The following is a 17167-nucleotide window of genomic DNA, read 5'->3' on the forward strand; positions in this document are numbered from 1 at the left end:
CTCCATCGAGTTCATCGACCAGCCACTGCGCGACGACTCCGGCAAGGTACGCCGCAGCAAGATGCGTGACGAAGCCACCGAAAGGATGAAGAGCCGAGCCTGATCACATCACTCCGCCCTCCTGCCGCATATCGGGAGAGCGACAGGCCGCAGATGACCTGACTCCCGTCAGGAGAGCTTCTCGAGGATCAGCTCGCGGCCCCCGGCGGCGTCGGCCAGGCCCTGCATCTCCGGGTCCGCGCAGGAAAGTCCTCTATGGACCGGTCAACGACTACTCGCAGGCAGCCTAGCCAAGCCGAGTTTTCTGAACGGTACAGAGACGGCATGGCTGGCCGGACGGCGACAACGGTCTGAGCTACCACGTCAACGTCCCGGTCTTCACCAACAGGCCACGTCGGAAGCCCCGAACCGCATGTACGAGCTTGAAAGGTTCCCGCACCGCCACCGCTCACACCGTTCGGTGTGGGACCCCGCACCGGCCCGATGCCGTCCCGCGCGAGCTGGGCCGCCACGGCAGCGCGGTGGTGGCGGGCGGGCTGATCGACGTTCAGACGAGCAGTCCCGCTCGGCCGCCGGGTGAGCCGTGGCCAACTCATTCGAGGAGCATCTATGTTAAACGCGGTCCACTCGCCATGCGGGCCGGTCAATGGGCGGATCGAGGACGGTGTCGCCGTCTTCCGCGGCATCCCGTTCGCGCAGCCGCCCGTGGGGCCGTTCCCGATCGCGCCGCCGGTCGCCGCGCCGCCGCCGGACGCCAGCCGGTTCGGCCCGATCTCGATCCAGGACCCCGATCCGCTCATCCAAGCGGTACCGCCGATCGAGCGGAACTTCTTCCACGAGGGCGCCGTCACAGGCAAGGACTGCCTAACCCAGAACCTCTGGTCGCCCGACGTGCACGGCGCGGTGCCGGTCCTGGTCTGGATCCACGGCGGGGCGTTCCAGTTCGGCTCCGGCACCGGCGAGTGGAACGCCGGCGCAAGCCTGGCCCGCGCGCACGGGATCGTGATCGTGACGGTCAACTACCGACTCGGCGCGCTCGGCGGCTTCTACCTCGGCGACCTCGACCCGGGCCGGTCCAACCTAGCGCTACAGGACCAGACCTGCGCGCTGCGCTGGGTGGCGGCGAACATCTCCGCCTTCGGCGGGGACCCCGGGCGGGTGACAGTGGGCGGGCAGTCGGCCGGCGCGATGTCGACGGTCGCGCTGCTGGCCGCGCCGGCCGCCCGGGGCCTGTTCCACCGCGCGGTGGACCAAAGCGGCCACGCGGCGGTCTTCCCGTCCCTGGAGGCCGCCCGGGCCGGCACGGCGCGGGTCCTCGCCGGCCTGCGCATCGACCCGGACGGCGACGTCCTCACCGAGCTGCGCATCCCCGCGGTGCAGCGCGGTCTCGGCCTGGTACCCGTGACACCGCTGGTCCGGGACGGGGTGATCCTCGATTCCGATCCTGTCGCCGCCATCCGGCGCGGCGACGCCGCCGGGGTCGACCTCATGATCGGCACCACCGTGGTGGAGTCCCGGCTGTTCGAGGTCACCGGCTGGAGCACCGCCCCTGCCTCACTGGACGAGGTCCTCGACGGGCTGCTCATCGACGCCGACGCCTGGGCCGAAGCCAAGGCGCTCTACGAGCGGTTGCCCGGCGGGCCCGCGGACCTGGCGTACCGAGCGTTGACGGACCACGACTGGACGGAGCCCGCCCGGGCCGTGGCCGACGCGCAGACCCGAGCCGGTGGGTGCGTCTTTCGCTACCTGTTCGCCTGGCCGTCGAGCGCGCGCGGCGGGCGAGTCGGCTCCGGGCACCTGGTGGACCGGCCGTTCCTACTTGGCAACCTGGACGCGCCCGGAGTCGACGCGCTGCTCGGCTCGCTGAACCAGGCGGCGGTCGAACTCGGCGCGGCGGTGAGCACCGCCCTGGCCCGGTTCGTCACCGACGGCGACCCGGGCGGCGGCGCGCTCGGCCCGTGGGATCCCTACACACCGACGGCCCGCGCCACCATGCTGATCGACACCGTTCCCGGGCAGGCACCGGACCCCGACGGCCGGTGCGTCGACTTCTGGGAGGCGCATCACGCGGTGGCCATCCAGCCGATGGCAGCCCTGGTGGCCGGCACATGAGGCCCGCGTACGAGCCGTCCAGGTACGACCGGTCCGGCCTGTCCGTCGGGATCGTCCACTTCGGCGTCGGGAACTTCCACCGGTCGCACCAGGCCATGTACCTCGACCGGCTGTTCGAGAGGGGCGAGGACCTCGACTGGGCGATCTGCGGCGTCGGCCTGCTGCCCGGCGACCGGCGCATGCGGGACGCACTCGCCAGCCAGGACACGGCCTACACGCTGGTCGAGCGCCGGCCGGACGGGTCGACCGACGCCCGCATCATCGGCTCGATTGTGGAGTACCTCTTCGGCCCAGACGATCCCGAGCGGGTGCTGGAACGGCTGGCCGACCCGGCCACCCGGATCGTCTCGCTGACGATCACCGAGGGCGGCTACAACACCAGCGACATCACCGGCGAGTTCGACGAGTCGAACCCCGGCGTGCGGCAGGACCTGCGGCCCGGCGCGGCGCCGGGCACCGCCTTCGGCTACGTCGTCGAGGGCCTCGCCCGCCGCCGCGCTCGCGGCATCCCGCCCTTCACCGTGATGTCGTGCGACAACCTGCCCGGCAACGGCGACGTGGCCCGCAAGGCGTTCGTCGCCTACGCGCGGCTGCGCGATCCCGGCCTCGGCGACTGGATCGACGCGACCGTCGCGTTCCCCAACGGCATGGTCGACCGGATCACGCCGGTCACCACGGACGCCGACCGGGCGTTCGTCGCCCGGGAGTTCGCCGTCGAGGACGCCTGGCCGGTGCTGTGCGAACCGTTCGTCCAGTGGGTCCTGGAGGACGACTTCACGCTGGGGCGGCCCGCCTTCGAACACGTCGGCGTCCAGGTCGTCACCGACGTCACGCCCTACGAGCTGATGAAGCTGCGGCTGCTCAACGCGAGCCATCAGGCCCTGGCGTACCCCGGCTACCTGCTCGGGCACCGTCTGACCCACGAGGCCGCCGCGGACCCGCGGCTGGTCGAGCTGCTCACCCGGTACATGGACGAGGAGGCCACCCCGACGCTGCGGCCGGTGCCGGGCATCGACCTCGCCGCCTATGGGCGCTCGCTCCTCGACCGGTTCGCCAACCCGTATGTCCGCGACACCCTGGCCCGACTGGCCACCGACGCCTCGGACCGCATCCCGAAGTTTCTCCTGCCGGTCGTGCACGACCGGGTCCGGCTCGGCCGGCCGGCACCGATGGCCGCGCTGGTGGTCGCGGGCTGGGCCGTGTTCGCCGCGGACGTCGACGAGCCCGGCGCGCCGGACCGGCAGCGCGCGGCCGTCGCCGCGGCCGTCCGCCGCCAGCAGGCGGACCCGATCGGATTCCTGCGCGACACCGACCTGTTCGGCGACCTCGCCGAGCGCCCGACCTTCGCCGACGCGTTCGCCGCGAGCTACCGCGACATCCGGGCGGGCGGCATCACCGCCGCCCTCGCTGCCCGCCTCGGCACGTCCTGAGAGGAAGCTATGTCCCCCGTATTACCCGGACCGGTGGTCGCCTGCCGCCAGGGCACTCGCGATCCTGGCGGTAGCGCCGCCGGCGGTCAGCGCCAGCACCGCCAGCACGAGCACCGCGATCAACGCCGCCGAACGACGCGCCGCGTCACGCTGCGCCGCAACCTCGGCAAGGATCTGCCGGTCGATCGCAACCTCAACGGCATGCATCAGGTCCCTGCGCGCCGTCATGGCCGCCGACCACCCGGCCGCGTCCACCGCGAGCTTCACCCGCTCGCCCGGCGGCGTCCGCGTGACAACGCCCTGATCACGCTCCGCACCGGCCACCACCGGGCCGGTCACGTCCGTGTTGAGCCGAGCCCGCCACACAGCCGGCGCCGACAGCTGGAAGTCCGTCAACGACTCACCGAACATGCTGGACGCGCCGACGATCTCCTGCTGCATGGCGGGCGTGAGCACCCCACCAGCCAGCGCACGGATCACCGCGACCTGCAGCAAACCCTGCGCCTCGATCGCCTGGGACAACGCCGCCGCCGCACGCAACCCGTTACCCGTCGCCGCGGGAACACCGATCTGACTCAGCGACGCCCGGAACGTCAGCAGATCAGCGATCAGCGCCCGGTACCGGAACAGGATCACGCTCGACAACGCCCGCGGGTCATCCTGCACCTGACGGCGCAACGCCGACAGATCCTCCAGACCATCACCGATCCGGGCGAGCACCAGCCGCACATCCGGCGAAACGCTGACACCACCGCTGTGCTGACGGAACGCCACGGCCGCCGCATCGGTGTCCTCAGCCGCGGCACGGTATGCAGCGTTCGCCCGGCCGTCGCCACCCCCGGCGCGAAGACCAACGCGGCAGCCGCCCGCTCGTGATGCAACTGCGCGACGAGACCGCCAGCGTCGACGCCCAAGACCACCACACGGCGCGCTTCCTCCGCCCGCTGCCCCGAGCCGTAAGCATCGAAGAACACCAGCGCCGCGAGAACAACAACGGCGACGACAGGGATCGTGAGGATGATCGAGAGCTTCGTCCGGATCGCACGGTTGCGAAGCCAGCGGCTTGTCTGACGGCCCGGAGTACTCATGGCCGGGCCACCACGGATAGGCCACGCCCTCACAGGACGGATGCCGGCAACAGCCACTTTCGCTAGGTACGTGCGAACGCATCAGGTCCTGCGCCCGAATCCGCAGCGTGGCGTCGACCGCTGGGTGCTCAGCCGCCTGACCGGTTCCGGCGTCGAACTTGGTGATCACGGCGGTCTCCTCGGAATGGGATTTCCTGCCTGCCCGCAGCCGAGTTCCGATCGAGCCAACATTGGATCGGGACCGCCGCGCCGTCCATCGACGGACAACGTGTTGCGACATAACGATCACCCGGGCGGCTGGGAATACCGACCTACCGTCCGACTTTGCGTACCGACTTGTTGTCCGACCGGCAGCTGAGCTGGGTCTCAATACCGCCCGCCACGCCGCACCAAGATCGTTCCGGCTGAATCCGGGGTTACATTGTGGTCGCCGGACGGCCGCGATTGGACGGTCCGGCTCTCAACGACCCGTTGGACGCTGCCGGTGACCCGCCCAGTCCATACATCCGCCGGCAATGGCTGGGACGTGAGATCCGGCGGTTGCGCGAGGACACAACATCGCCGCTGAGCCGCTGGCCCGGGCGATCGGGTTCCCCCGCCGGCAACTCAGCGCACTCGAGAACGGGCGCGTGGGGCCGGACATCGACCTCGTCAGTGGCATCTGCGACTACCTCAGCGTGGGCGCCAACCGCCGCGCGGCGATCATTGACGCGGCCACCGATGGCTGGGCCCGCGGATGGTGGGCGGCCGATGCCGAACTGATGGGGACACGGCAGGCCGCCTATGCCGACCTCGAAAGCGGAACGGACACGATCTCCGAGTACGCCTTCGCGCTCGTGCCGGGCCTGCTGCAGACAGCCGCGTTCGCAAACGCCCGGTTACGCTGCGAACCGGCCCGGCACAGCGATCACTTCGATCCCGCCGCCGCCGTCGCCGCCCGCTCGAAACGCCAGCAACTGCTGCTCGCGCCCGACGGACCACGTTACGACGTCGTGCTCGACGAGGCAGCGATCCGCCGATACGCCGCCGAGCCGCATGTCGTCGCCGAGCAACTGCGACACATCGTCGCCGTGTGCTCGGAACATTCGAACGTCACGGTTCGGGTGCTGCCGATCGGCATGCCGATTGTGGGTCACAGTGCGCCCCGTTCGGCCTACTCGATCTACCGCTACCGCGACGCACAACACTCGGTCGCTGTCGCGGTCGACACGCTCGTCGAAGACCTCATCCACACCGAGCCATCGCAGATCGACCCCTATGCACATTTACACGCCCGGCTCAGAGCGGCCGCACTCACCACCGATGCGAGCCTTCACCTTCTACACGCCGTCGGGCAGGACCTAACTCCGACTACAGGAGCAGCAGCATGACAACCCGCACCTACACCCGATAGCGCAAGTCCACCCGCAGTGACGACGGCAACTGCGTTGAGGTCGCCCATGCCGACGACGGCTCTATCGGCGTACGCGACTCGAAGAACTCCGCCGGACCCATCCTGGAATTCGATCCGGCAGCCTGGGACGCCTTTACCAACGGCATCCGCACCGGCCAGTTCAATCGCAGAACACGACAGTGCCGCGTCATCGCACACAATCGCCGCCCCACGCCAACAGGTCGCAGAGGCCCCGGTTACAGATCACGCCACGCTGCGGCATCTCGCCAGCCGCTCGTCACGAGGGAGGAGGCCGATGCCTCGTCATCCCGATGCGGTGATCACGCCGAACACCCTGCTGCGCGACGCCCGTCTGCGTACCCCCTCGCCCCTGCGGACAGGGCAGAGCATGTCCCGGCCCGAGCTCGCCGACGCCGTCAACACCGCCATCGACCAGCTCTACCCCCGCCGCGACCTCACCACCCAATACGTCGACGGCCGCTGGATCGGCAAACTCGAACGCGGCGAACACCGCTGGCCAAGCGACGAACGCCGCACGGCCGTCCGCCACGTCCTCCACACCACCACCGACACCGAACTCGGCCTCTACATTCGGGCGAGTATGCAGGCGTAAGGACCCCTCGCGGCGACAGGGCCGCCGGGCACGGACAGTGGCGGAGTCCGAAACGGCGGTGGCGTCGCAGGGGATGGTGCCGTAGTCCCAGCTAGATGGGACAGGTATGGTCCTGGGAGCGCTTCCATGCGCCACGTCGGTGAGCATCAATACGTACCGCCTGGAGGTTCCATGTCTGCTCTCGTGTCGCCCCGTCGCGCCCTGATGCGTGGTGCGTTGACCGTCGCGACGGCGGCGGCGACGCTGCTCGTGACCGCCCTGCCTGAGGCTGCCTCCGCCCACGGATCGGCAGCCGATCCGCCGGCGCGCGCATACGACTGCCTGCAGCGGTGGAGCAACAACCACCAGGCGCCGGAGATGGCGAGCCAGGATCCCATGTGCTACCAGGCATGGAAGGCCGACCCGAGCGCGATGTGGAACTGGAACGGGCTGTACCGCGAAGGCGTCAAGGGCGACCACCGGGCTGCCATCCCGGACGGGCAGCTCTGCAGCGCCGGGCGCACGCAGACCGGACGCTACGCCGCGCTGGACGCGGTGGGCCAGTGGAAGGCCACACCCAAGGGCCGGAACTTCTCGGTGAACATCTTCGACCAGGCCAAGCACGGGGCGGACTACGTCCGCGTCTACATCACCCGGCAGGGGTTCGACCCCACCAAACAACAGCTCGGCTGGGGAGACCTGGAGCTGGTGAGCCAGATCGGCAGCACTCCTGCCGCCAAGTGGCAGCCGGCCGACAACGGCCTCTCGCTCTCGATCGACGTCGACGCCGGCACGCGCACCGGACGGCACATCGTCTACACGATCTGGCAGGCGAGCCACATGGACCAGTCGTACTACTTCTGCAGCGACGTGGATTTCCGGGCGGCCGCATAAGGCACATCGGCACTCACGGCGGCGCTCCGGAGGGCTTGCCACCGTGGGCCGTCCGGGAGGCGCTCGGGCGGGGCCGCCGACCGTCCGGTAGGTGCGAGCCGCTTCGGGCCTCGAGGGACTGGACGGAGTGTTGCTCATGGAGATCGCGAACGCGTTCTGGGCGGCCGGCAACCTTGTGGCACCGACGCCGCGGGCGAGCGGGCACCCTCCACCGAGGAGCTTTGGGATGAGCTGCTGACACTGGGCATGGTGATCTGGGCGACGGCGGGCGACGATGCCCACGACTACTTCGCATTCGACGACCGGAACGCCCCGACGCCGGGAAAGGCCTGGATCACGGTGCGAGCGGCGGAGACGTCCTTCCACAAGCCGACCGCGAACTCTTTGCGCCTGAGCCGTGGGTATTGCATGCGGCTGGGAGGGAAGCGGGTCCCGGCGCATGGATCTCCACCCGGGAGGAGTGGGCGGGGTGCGCCGGGACCACGATCTGAGGTGAGGCTAGGCGGCGGCGGGCTCCGGGGTGCGCTCCTCCTCGACGACCTCGGGCAGGTCCGCGCCGAGGAGGTCGTAGCCCGACTCTCGGTGCACACTGTCGATGCCCTCCCGCTCGACCTCGGCCGGGACGCGCAGGCCGACGACGACGTCGAAGAGCTTCGCGATGACCCACGTGAGGACGAAGGAGTAGGCGAGGACGGCGATGACCGCGGTGGCCTGGTCGGCGAGGAGGCCGAACCCGCCGCCGAAGAAGAGACCGTCGCGACCATTCGGGGCGTCAGCGGTGGCGAGGAAGCCGATGAGCAGGGTCCCGATGACGCCGCCGACGAGATGCACGCCGACCACGTCGAGCGAGTCGTCATAGCCGAACTTGTACTTGAGGTTGACGGCGAAGGCGCAGGCCGCGCCGGCGATGACGCCGATGATGAGCGCGCCGAGCGGATTGACCGCGCCGCAGGCCGGGGTGATGGCGACCAGACCGGCGACGATGCCGGAGGATTTGCCGAGCGAGGTCATGGCGCCGCCCTTGAGCCGCTCGAAGGCGATCCAGGCGAGGCCGGCGGCCGCGCCGGCGGCGACGGTGTTCAGCACCACGACGGCGGCGGCGTTGCCGGACGACAGCGCGGAGCCGCCGTTGAAGCCGAGCCAGCCGAACCAGAGCAGGCCGGCGCCGAGCGCGGTCAGCGGCAGGTTGTGCGGCTTGTGCGGGGTGTTCGGCCAGCCGGTGCGCTTGCCGAGGACGAGCACCACGGCGAGGGCGGCGATACCGGCGTTGATGTGCACGGCGGTGCCGCCGGCGTAGTCAATGGCCTTGATCTTGTTGGCGATCCAGCCGCCGGTGACGGTGTCGCTGGAGAACGCGAAGACCCAGTGCGCGACCGGCAGGTAGACCAGGGTCGCCCAGACGGCGGTGAAGGCCAGCCAGACGCCGAACTTCATCCGGTCGGCGACGCCCCCGGCGATCAGCGCGGTGGTCAGCGCGGCGAAGAGCATCTGGAAGACGGCGAACAGCGCCGGCGGAATCGTGGCGGCCTCGTCGCCCTTCAGCAGCCCACCGAGCCCGAAGTTGGCGGTGTCGAGGCCGAGGATGCCGCCACCGCCGATGGAGTCGCCGAAGGCGAACTGGTAGCCGTAGACGACCCAGATGCAACAGACCACGGCCACGGCCCCGAAGGTCATCATGACCATGTTGACGACTCGCTTGGCGCCGACCATGCCGCCGTAGAAGAGGGCGAGTCCGGGGACCATCAGCAAGACGAGCGCGGTGCTCGCGAGCAACCAGGCGGTACTACCAGTGTCCACTGTAGAGGCTCCTTGAGTATCATCGCATGAACCGCTGTCACCCAGCAGTGCACTCAAGCCTCGTTTCGGCCGGTAACCCGCTACATTGCTGATCGATTTCCCGCGGTGTCGGACTGCGAAAATCGCTGCCGCGTGCGTCGGCCGATCAGCCGTCGCGGTCCTGATCCCGGTAGCCGGTGATCGACAGGAACCGGATCGGCAGCTCGACCAGCCGCGACGGCCCGTGCGGCCCCGCCCCGTCGAACTGCAGCGCGTCCCCTGGCCGCATCGTGTACCGGGTGTCGCCGTAGCCGTACACCATCACGCCCTCCAGCATGTAGAGGAACTCGGTGCCCGGGTGTTGGAAGAGCGGGAAGACCTCGCTGGAGTCGGTGAGCGTGACGAGCACCGGCTCCATCCGCTTGTGGACCCCGCGCAGGCCGCCGAGCAGCAGGTAGTGATGCCCGACCCGGGTCCCGCGCCGGACGATTTCGGCCCCGCTGCCGGCCGGGGTGAAGACCGCCTCCAGCTCGGTGTCGACGCCCCGGAAGAGTGCGGTCACCGGGATCCCCAGGCCGCCGGCGAGCCGGCCGAGGGTGGTCAGGCTGCATGAGGTCTGCGCATTCTCGATCTTCGACAGCATCGCCTTGGAGAGTCCGATCTTGCCGGCGAGCTGGGCGATCGACAGTCCGGCCGCCTGCCGGTACTCGCGGACCCGGAGCGCGATCGTCTGCTCCAATGCCCCCTCGGCGAAGGCTGCCGGAGCCGCGTCGTCCGTATCGCGCATGTGATCAGGATAGTGACGCCGGCACACCGTGCGCGGCCAGCGTGAACCTGGGGTCGAACGGCGTCTTCCCCATCGCCAGATCCGCCGCGATCTCCCCGATCAGCGGCGCGAACTTGGCCCCGTGCCCCGAACACGGCGAGCACACGACCACATCACCAACCCGATCCAGCACGAAGTCCTCGTTCGCCGTCTTGGTGTAGAGGCAGCTGGCCTCCGCGAACGGCTCTGGTACGAGCCCCGGCAACCGGCGCCGTACGTAGTCGGTCACCCGCGCGCGACTGGCCGGCGAGACCACGCCGTCGCGCGAGTCCCCGGTGGTCACCGACCCCTCCGCGTGCTCGGCCACCTTGATCGCCCCGCCCGGCCCGCCGTCCCGCCCGCCCGGCAACCCGTAGCTGGCCGTGTCGTCGCCCTTGTACACGAAGACCGGCCACTCCGTGTTCGGGTCCCGCCGGGGGAAGTGGAAGGCCTGCTGCTGCGTCACGGTCAGCTCGGGCAGGGGCGTCAGCCCGCCGAGCACGTCGGACATCCAGGCCCCGGCCGCCACGACCACCCGCCCGGCGACCTGGCTGCCGCCCGTGGCCAGGTGCAGCCGCACGCCACCGCCCGCCAGCGGCTCGATCCGCCGCACCGGCGTGCTCGCGGACGCCGGCACCCCGGCCCGCGCGGCCTCCGACATCATCGAACGCACCGCCAGATCGGCGTCGACGACACCCGCCTCCGGGTGGTATGTCACCGGCCCGTCGAACGCGAACCCGGTCCAGCGCCGTAACGCCTCCGAGGCGGGTATCAGCTCGTGCGGCACGCCGGCCTCGGCGAGCCGCGCCGCGATCGCCGCCGGGTCACGGCGCCGCCCGAAGTCCAGGCCACCGGTCGTGCTCAGCACGGATGCCCCCGCGGCCAGCTCCAGCTCCCGCCACAGCTCCCCCGCCAGCCCGGTCATCCGCAGGTACAGCGGATCCGGGTAGGCCCGCCGGTAGATCCGCGCCGAACCGTGCGAGCTGCCCGCCGTGTGCCCGAACTCCCGCGCCTCGAAGAGCGCCGCCGACACCCCGCGGCGACCCAACGCCCAGGCCGTCGCTGCCCCCATCAGCCCGGCGCCGATCACCGCCACCTCGACCGCGGACACGGCACCTCACCGACCTTCCCGGAGGCCGGGGATCCAGTCGGTGCCGGCCAGCGGCACCCGGGCCATGGCGGCGGACTCCACGGTGAGCGCCACGAGGTCTTCCGGTTCCAGATGGTGTACGTCGGACTTGCCGCAGGCGCGGGCCAGCATGGTGGTCTCCATGGTCAACGCGCGCAGGTAGTTGGCAACGCGGCGACCGCCCTCGACCGGGTCGAGGCGCTCCGTCAGCGCCTGGTCCTGGGTGGCGATGCCGACCGGGCAGCCGCCGGTGTGGCAGGCGGTGCACGATCCGGCGGCGGTCGCCAGCGACAGGTAGCCGGGGCGGGCGTCGAGCCGGGTGCCGCCGGGGCCGTCGTACTCGGTGTCGTTGCAGCCCAGCGCGATGAGCGCGCCCACCCCGATCGACACCGCGTCGGCGCCGAGGGCGAGGGCCTTGGCGACGTCGGCGCCCGAGCGGATACCGCCGGAGACGATCAGTTTGACGTCCGGGTTGCCCTCGATGGCGTCGGATGCCTGGCGGACCGCGGCGAGCGTCGGGATGCCGGTGTGCTCGATGAAGACGTCCTGGGTGGCGCCGGTGCCGCCCTGCATGCCGTCGACGACCACCACGTCGGCGCCGGCCGCGACGGCCAGGCGGACGTCGTGGAAGGTCCGGGTGGCGCCGACCTTGACGTAGATCGGGACCCGCCAGTCGGTCGCCTCGCGCAGCTCCTCGATCTTGATGCGCAGATCGTCGGGGCCGGTCCAGTCCGGGTGACGGCTGGCCGAGCGCTGGTCGACGCCCTCGGGCAGGGTACGCATGGCGGCGACCCGCTCGCCCACCTTCTGGCCCAGGAGCATTCCCCCGCCGCCGGGCTTGGCGCCCTGCCCAAGGACGATCTCGACGGCGTCCGCCGCCCGCAGGTCGTCCGGATTGAATCCGTACCGCGACGGCAGGCACTGGTACACCAGGGTCTTGGAGCTCTTGCGCTCCTCGGGGGTCATGCCGCCGTCACCGGTGGTGGTGGAGGTGCCGACCTCGGAGGCGGCCCGGCCGAGCGCCTCCTTCGCCTGCGCGGAGAGCGAGCCGAAGGACATGCCGGCGATGGTGATCGGAATGTCGAGGACGACGGGCTCCCGGGCGTTCCTGGCGCCGAGCACGGTGCGGGTCTCGCAGCGCTCCCGGTAGCCCTCCAGCGGATAGCGGGAGGCGCTCGCGGTGAGCAGGAGCAGGTCGTCGAAGCTTGGCACGGCGCGGCGGGCGCCCATGCCGCGGATCGCGTAGCGGCCGAGGCGGGCCCGCTCCCGGATGTCGGCCTGCACGCCCGGGGAGAAGGTGTGGTTGTCCAACGGGGCCTCCCGGTCAGTACGCGTCGTGCGCGTGGGTGTCGAAGTGGTAGAGCTGGCGGGCCGACGCCACCCGGGTGACGTTCTCCGGATCGATGTGGTCGAAGCCGCAGCGGGCGGCCAGCTCGCGTACCCGGGCGACGTCGGTCTCGGTCAGTTCCTCGACCCGGGCGTCGGTGCCGAGGCTGCGGATCTTCCCGGCCACGTAGATGACCGCCTCGTAGAGGGAGTCGCCGAGGTGGGCACCGGCGTCGCCGCCGATCAGGACGGTGCCGGCCTGGGCGAGGAAGGCGCAGTACGGCCCGACGTCGCCACCGACGGCGAGGGTGCCGCCCTTGAGCGAGATCGCGGCCCGTAGTGAGGCGTCGCCGTCCACCACGACCGTGCCGCCGTGTGCGCAGGACGCGGCGCTCTGGCTGGCGTCGCCCTTGACATGCACCAGACCGGACATCAGATTCTCGCCGACGCCCCAGCCCGCCGGCCCGTTGACGAGCACCGTGGCGCGCTTGCCGAGGCCGCCGACGTAGTACCCGGCCGCGCCGTCGATCGTGACGGTGACGTCGGCGTCGAGGCCGACGGCGAGATTGTGCCGGCCCATCGGGTTCGCCAGCCGGATGGCGGCGCCGTCCGGCAGTTCGCGGAGGGCGCGGTTCGCTTCCCGTACCGGCGAACGGTCGAGGTCGACGGTCAGCGTGTCCACGAGTAGACCTCCTCCGGCTGGGGTTCGAAGACGTGGGCAGTTTCGATGCCGGGCAGCGTGGCGAGCGCGCGGTACTCGGAGGCCATCGCGACCCAGCGGTCGGTCTCGGCGATCAGGGCCGGCTTGCAGGCGACGGCGTCGCGCACCACCGCGAAGCTGTCGGCGGTCGAGACGAGCAGGGTGTAGAAGCCGTCGAAGCGCTCGCAGAGCAGCCGCAGCGCCTTCTCCACGTCGTCGCCCCGGCTGAGCCGGTGAGCGAGGAACCGGGCGCCGACCTCGGAGTCGTTGTCGCTGTCGAAGGCGACGCCTTCGCCGATCAGCTCGCGACGGATCGTGGCGTGGTTGGCGAATGAGCCGTTGTGCACCAGGCAGACGCCGTCCTCGACGGAGAACGGGTGGCAGCCCTCGGGCGTGACGGCGGACTCGGTCGCCATCCGGGTGTGCGCGACGGCCTGGTAGCCGGTGATCGAGTCCAGGCCGAAGCGATCGGCCACGGCCATCGGATGGCCGACGCCCTTGAGCACGGCGAGACCCGGTCCGCGACCGGCGATCAGCGCGTGCGGCAGGGCCGCCCGGACCTGCGAGGCCAGCAGCGCCGTCGGGATCGCGGCGCTGAGCAACACCACTCCCCCGCGTTCGGCCGCCGTCACGCCCTTGACGGCCGCCTGCGCCTCCGCGACCGTCGTGCCCAGCAGGGCGACGGTGGCGCGGCCCTGCGGGGCGAGGGTGTCGTCGCCGTAGACGGCGATGCCGGCCGAGTCGGGGCCGCGCTCCGAGACCTGGTGGAGCATGCCGCGCAGCAGCGCGCCGAGCCGGGGCTGCAGCGTGTCGTCGCGCAGGTGCAGGCCGACGATTCCGCACATGTCGGTACCTCCTTCGGTGCGTGCTAGACGGCGGTCAGGTACCGGTTGGTCTCCCAGCCGGTGACGGTGTTGTGCCAGCCGATGAACTCGTCGCGCTTGCGGTCGGCGAAGTAGCCGGCGACGCCGGGACCGGCGGCGTCGAGGGCGCGCTGCACGATCGGGTCGGCGTGCAGCGCGTCGACGGCGTGCAGGAGCGTGATCGGCAGCGGGACGGCGCCGGCCGGGTGCTGCCCGGGACCGGACGGATCGCCGGGATCGACCTTGCGCTCCATGCCGTCGAGGCCGGCGGTGAGCAGGGCGGCGATGGCCAGGTACGGGTTGGCGGAGCCGTCGCCGCCGCGCACCTCGATGCGGTTGCGGTCGGGGACGCGGATCAGGTGCGTGCGATCGTTCCCTCCGTAGCTGGCCCGGTTCGGCGCCCAGGTGGCACCGGAGTTGGTGGAGACGGCGCCGCGCCGCTTGTAGGAGTTGACGGTCGGCGCGAGCACCGACAGCAGGCCCGGCGCGTGCTCCAGGACCCCGCCGACGAAGTAGTACGCCAGCTCGGAGAGCCCGAGACCGCGCTGGTCGGCGTCGTCCGGAAAGAGCGGTTCGGCCCCGGACCACAGTGACATGTGCAGGTGCAGGCCGTTGCCGGTGCGGTCGGTGAACGGCTTCGGCATGAAGGTGGCGAGCATGCCGCGCTGCTCTGCCAGCATCTGGATCAGATAGCGGGCGGTGATCACCCGATCAGCGGTGGTGAGCGCGTCGGCGAACGTGAAGTTCTGCTCGAACTGGCCGTTCGCGTCCTCGTGGTCGTTGGCGTAGTTGCCCCAGCCGAGGCCGTTCATGGCGGTGGAGACCGCGGTGAGATGGTCGTACATGCGGGTCACGCCGCGAGCGTCGTAGCAGGGCTGGGCGGCTCGGTCGTCGGCGTCGGCGGTGCGCAGACCACCGCTCACGTCCCGGTTGAGCAGGAAGTACTCGATCTCGGCGCCGACGTGCGCGTCGTAGCCCTTCCCCCGCAGGTCGGCGAGGACGGCCTGGAGGATGACGCGTGGCGCGTACGGCCACGGGCTGCCCTCGACGTGCGGGTCGCAGTGCACCATGGCGAGCCCGTCGCGCAGGAACGGCAGCGCGGCGAAGCTGGCCGGGTCGGGAATCGCCATGATGTCGGGGTCGCAGGGCTGCTGGCCGAGCGCGCCCGCGGCGTAGCCGGCGAAACCGACACCCTCGGTGGCGAGAGCCTCCAGCGCCTCGACCGGCACCAGCTTGGCGCACGGCTTGCCGTCGAGGTCGACGAAGGTCGCCAGGATGAATCGGGTCTGATGCTGGTCTGTGAGGCCTTTCAGCGCTTCGTACCGGTCCGCCACGGCAACCCACCTCTGTCCACTACGGGGAACCCTAGTTGAACAGAAGTAGACCCGGTGATTGTTGCCTTGCCGTACAGGTGTTGTGTCACATCGGTTTCGCCGGTCCTCGTGACCGGTGGCGGCTGTCGCCGTGCCCCGCCCGGAACGCCCGGGCGGGGCACGGCCGGTTCAGCGGGCCGAGACGGTACCCGCGCTGTTGATCATCATGAGCTTGAGCTGGCCGCCGTCCATGTACGTCTGAGCGGGCGTCAGGTACCCGTCGCTGGAGGTGGCGGTCGCCCGGTTGAACGTCTCCTGGAAGTGCGGGATGTACCCGGTCTCGCTACGGAAGTTCGTCAGCGTCGCGGTCGACTCCGTCCAGTGGTACATGTTGGTCTGCCACTTCGGGAAGTAGTAGCCGGGCACATCCGGCTCGCCGGGATCCCGCGTCGGGGAGACCAGCCAGTCGTCCACGCCGTCGCCGTCGACGTCGGCGATGTCCCAGAGGAACTGGTCCTTGATGGCGTACCGGTCGGTCGTCGCGCCGGGATCGGAGATGTGCAGGTACCAGTGCCCGCCGCTGTAGACGTTGTACGCGATCCGGGACGTGCCTCCGGTACGGACGAACGGATTCGCCGGGTACGACACCCGGTTCTCGTACTTGTTGCCGTCGCTGTTGTCGTGTGCGTACGAGTAGAACCGGTCGTCGATCGTGTTGCCGCCGAGACTGTAGACTGAGACGTGCCGTTCGATGCCGCCCCACGGGTCGCGGCTCATCGTGCCGGAGAGCCGGTCCAGGTACAGGGAATAGTTACTGGTGCCGGCGACCAGCACCACCTTGTCGGCGTTGCCGGGGTCGACGGCGACGACGCCGTAGTTACGCCCGGCGATGTCCGTACGGCCACCGGTCAGGTAGGGCCGGTCCGCGACGAGCTGGCTCGCGCTCAACGCACCGACCGCATACTGCACGACCCGTCCCGACGTCCAGAACACGAGCCGCTGCTGCCCCGACACGCTGGTGATGAGCCCGTTGGCGACGTGGGAGTTGGTGATGTACTTCGTCCCGGTCGGGTAGGTGTTCAGCTGCGCGTTGGTGTACGTCCCGTCGTACGACGACGTCGACGGGAAGTAGAGCGCCCCGTCCGTGGTGAACGAGGTGCCGTTGAAGCCGAAGAACCAGGAGGTGCCGGCGTAGTACGGCGACACCGCGATCTTGCTCGTCGTGCCGCCCCACAGCACACCCATCTCGGTCCACTGGCGGGTCGGGTAGATCGTGCTGCCGAAGTTCCAGCAGAGGTCGGTGAGCGGGGACAGGGGCGTCTGCCGCACCCCGGTCCGTCCACTGTAGAAGTACAGCGTCGTGGTCTGCTCCGGGGTGGTGCCACACATGTTGCCGGTCAGCGCGGAAACCACGACGAACACGTCGGGCCATCCGTCGCTGTCGTAGTCGAACCCGCCGTACGGGCCGTATCCGGTGGTGCTCGCCGTCCACAGCTGAGTGCCGGACTGGTCGACGGCGCGCAGCGTGCCGCCGGTGAGCTCGAATCCGACGGCACTGACCGTCGTGCTGCCGGTCACCTTGTTGACCGGCAGCACCGCGCCGCCGGAGAGGACGATGACATTGCCTACTGCGGGCGGGTTCGCCGCCGCCGGTGCCGCGCCGGCGAGGCCGGCGGCTGCCGCCACCACGAGACAGGTTGAGAGATGGAAGACGAGTCGGCGCATACGAACTCCTTGTCTTCTCGG

Annotated in this window: 14 protein-coding genes and 1 pseudogene; 6 read left to right on the plus strand and 9 right to left on the minus strand. The window is 70.4% G+C overall.

What is annotated here, in order from left to right:
* Positions 1-609: 609 nt before the first annotated feature.
* Together IEZ31_RS51310 and IEZ31_RS51315 are read left to right on the plus strand one after the other, a co-directional pair.
* The gene (locus IEZ31_RS51310; RefSeq protein ID WP_190257465.1) at positions 610-2112 is read left to right on the plus strand and encodes a carboxylesterase/lipase family protein; all 1503 of its coding nucleotides are present in this window, start codon (positions 610-612) and stop codon (positions 2110-2112) included.
* Positions 2109-3542 carry a mannitol dehydrogenase family protein gene (locus IEZ31_RS51315; RefSeq protein ID WP_190257466.1) on the plus strand — a complete coding sequence of 478 codons (1434 nt, stop codon included), beginning with the start codon at positions 2109-2111 and terminating at the stop codon, positions 3540-3542. Before IEZ31_RS51310 ends, IEZ31_RS51315 begins: the two co-directional genes overlap by 4 nt.
* A 21-nt stretch (positions 3543-3563) precedes the next feature.
* On the opposite strand, the gene IEZ31_RS51320 is transcribed toward IEZ31_RS51315, so the two are convergent.
* The gene (locus tag IEZ31_RS51320) at positions 3564-4910 is read right to left on the minus strand and encodes a nitrate- and nitrite sensing domain-containing protein (protein ID WP_308429532.1); all 1347 of its coding nucleotides are present in this window, start codon (positions 4908-4910) and stop codon (positions 3564-3566) included.
* A gap of 349 nt (positions 4911-5259) precedes the next feature.
* Between IEZ31_RS51320 and IEZ31_RS51325 the strand changes: the two genes are divergently transcribed.
* The 4 genes and pseudogenes from IEZ31_RS51325 to IEZ31_RS51335 all read left to right on the plus strand — a co-directional run bounded on the left by IEZ31_RS51325 (position 5260) and on the right by IEZ31_RS51335 (position 7509).
* The gene (locus IEZ31_RS51325; RefSeq protein WP_229837138.1) at positions 5260-6000 is read left to right on the plus strand and encodes a DUF5753 domain-containing protein; all 741 of its coding nucleotides are present in this window, start codon (positions 5260-5262) and stop codon (positions 5998-6000) included.
* A gap of 23 nt (positions 6001-6023) precedes the next feature.
* Positions 6024-6188, plus strand: a pseudogene (locus tag IEZ31_RS57860) (DUF397 domain-containing protein); the annotation flags it as partial.
* 130 nt (positions 6189-6318) lie between these two features.
* A complete protein-coding gene (locus IEZ31_RS57865; protein WP_229837146.1) occupies positions 6319-6636 on the plus strand; it encodes a hypothetical protein in 318 nt (105 codons plus the stop codon).
* A 171-nt stretch (positions 6637-6807) separates the two neighbouring features.
* Positions 6808-7509, plus strand: coding sequence for a lytic polysaccharide monooxygenase auxiliary activity family 9 protein (locus IEZ31_RS51335; protein ID WP_308429533.1), 702 nt, complete (start codon positions 6808-6810; stop codon positions 7507-7509).
* A gap of 498 nt (positions 7510-8007) precedes the next feature.
* Here the strand turns inward: IEZ31_RS51335 and IEZ31_RS51340 are convergent, their stop codons facing one another.
* The 8 genes from IEZ31_RS51340 to IEZ31_RS51375 form a co-directional block, all read right to left on the minus strand.
* Positions 8008-9306 carry an ammonium transporter gene (locus tag IEZ31_RS51340; RefSeq protein WP_190257468.1) on the minus strand — a complete coding sequence of 433 codons (1299 nt, stop codon included), beginning with the start codon at positions 9304-9306 and terminating at the stop codon, positions 8008-8010.
* A 145-nt stretch (positions 9307-9451) separates the two neighbouring features.
* Positions 9452-10072: a helix-turn-helix domain-containing protein gene (locus IEZ31_RS51345; protein ID WP_190257469.1), complete on the minus strand. Its 621-nt coding sequence runs from the start codon at positions 10070-10072 to the stop codon at positions 9452-9454.
* Between the two features lie 4 nt (positions 10073-10076).
* Positions 10077-11201, minus strand: coding sequence for an FAD-dependent oxidoreductase (locus tag IEZ31_RS51350; protein WP_229837140.1), 1125 nt, complete (start codon positions 11199-11201; stop codon positions 10077-10079).
* 6 nt (positions 11202-11207) lie between these two features.
* On the minus strand, positions 11208-12530 hold the full coding sequence (locus IEZ31_RS51355; RefSeq protein WP_229837141.1) for an FMN-binding glutamate synthase family protein: 1323 nt from the start codon (positions 12528-12530) through the stop codon (positions 11208-11210).
* A gap of 13 nt (positions 12531-12543) precedes the next feature.
* The gene (locus IEZ31_RS51360) at positions 12544-13227 is read right to left on the minus strand and encodes a GltB/FmdC/FwdC-like GXGXG domain-containing protein (protein ID WP_190257470.1); all 684 of its coding nucleotides are present in this window, start codon (positions 13225-13227) and stop codon (positions 12544-12546) included.
* On the minus strand, positions 13215-14090 hold the full coding sequence (locus IEZ31_RS51365) for a class II glutamine amidotransferase domain-containing protein (protein WP_190257471.1): 876 nt from the start codon (positions 14088-14090) through the stop codon (positions 13215-13217). Before IEZ31_RS51365 ends, IEZ31_RS51360 begins: the two co-directional genes overlap by 13 nt.
* A gap of 23 nt (positions 14091-14113) precedes the next feature.
* Positions 14114-15442, minus strand: a complete 1329-nt coding sequence (gene glnT, locus IEZ31_RS51370) for a type III glutamate--ammonia ligase (protein WP_190257472.1) — start codon at positions 15440-15442, stop codon at positions 14114-14116.
* 168 nt (positions 15443-15610) lie between these two features.
* The gene (locus IEZ31_RS51375; protein ID WP_190257473.1) at positions 15611-17146 is read right to left on the minus strand and encodes a hypothetical protein; all 1536 of its coding nucleotides are present in this window, start codon (positions 17144-17146) and stop codon (positions 15611-15613) included.
* Between the last annotated feature and the right edge of the window lie 21 nt (positions 17147-17167).

Source organism: Dactylosporangium sucinum (assembly GCF_014647515.1).
GTDB lineage: Bacteria > Actinomycetota > Actinomycetes > Mycobacteriales > Micromonosporaceae > Dactylosporangium > Dactylosporangium sucinum.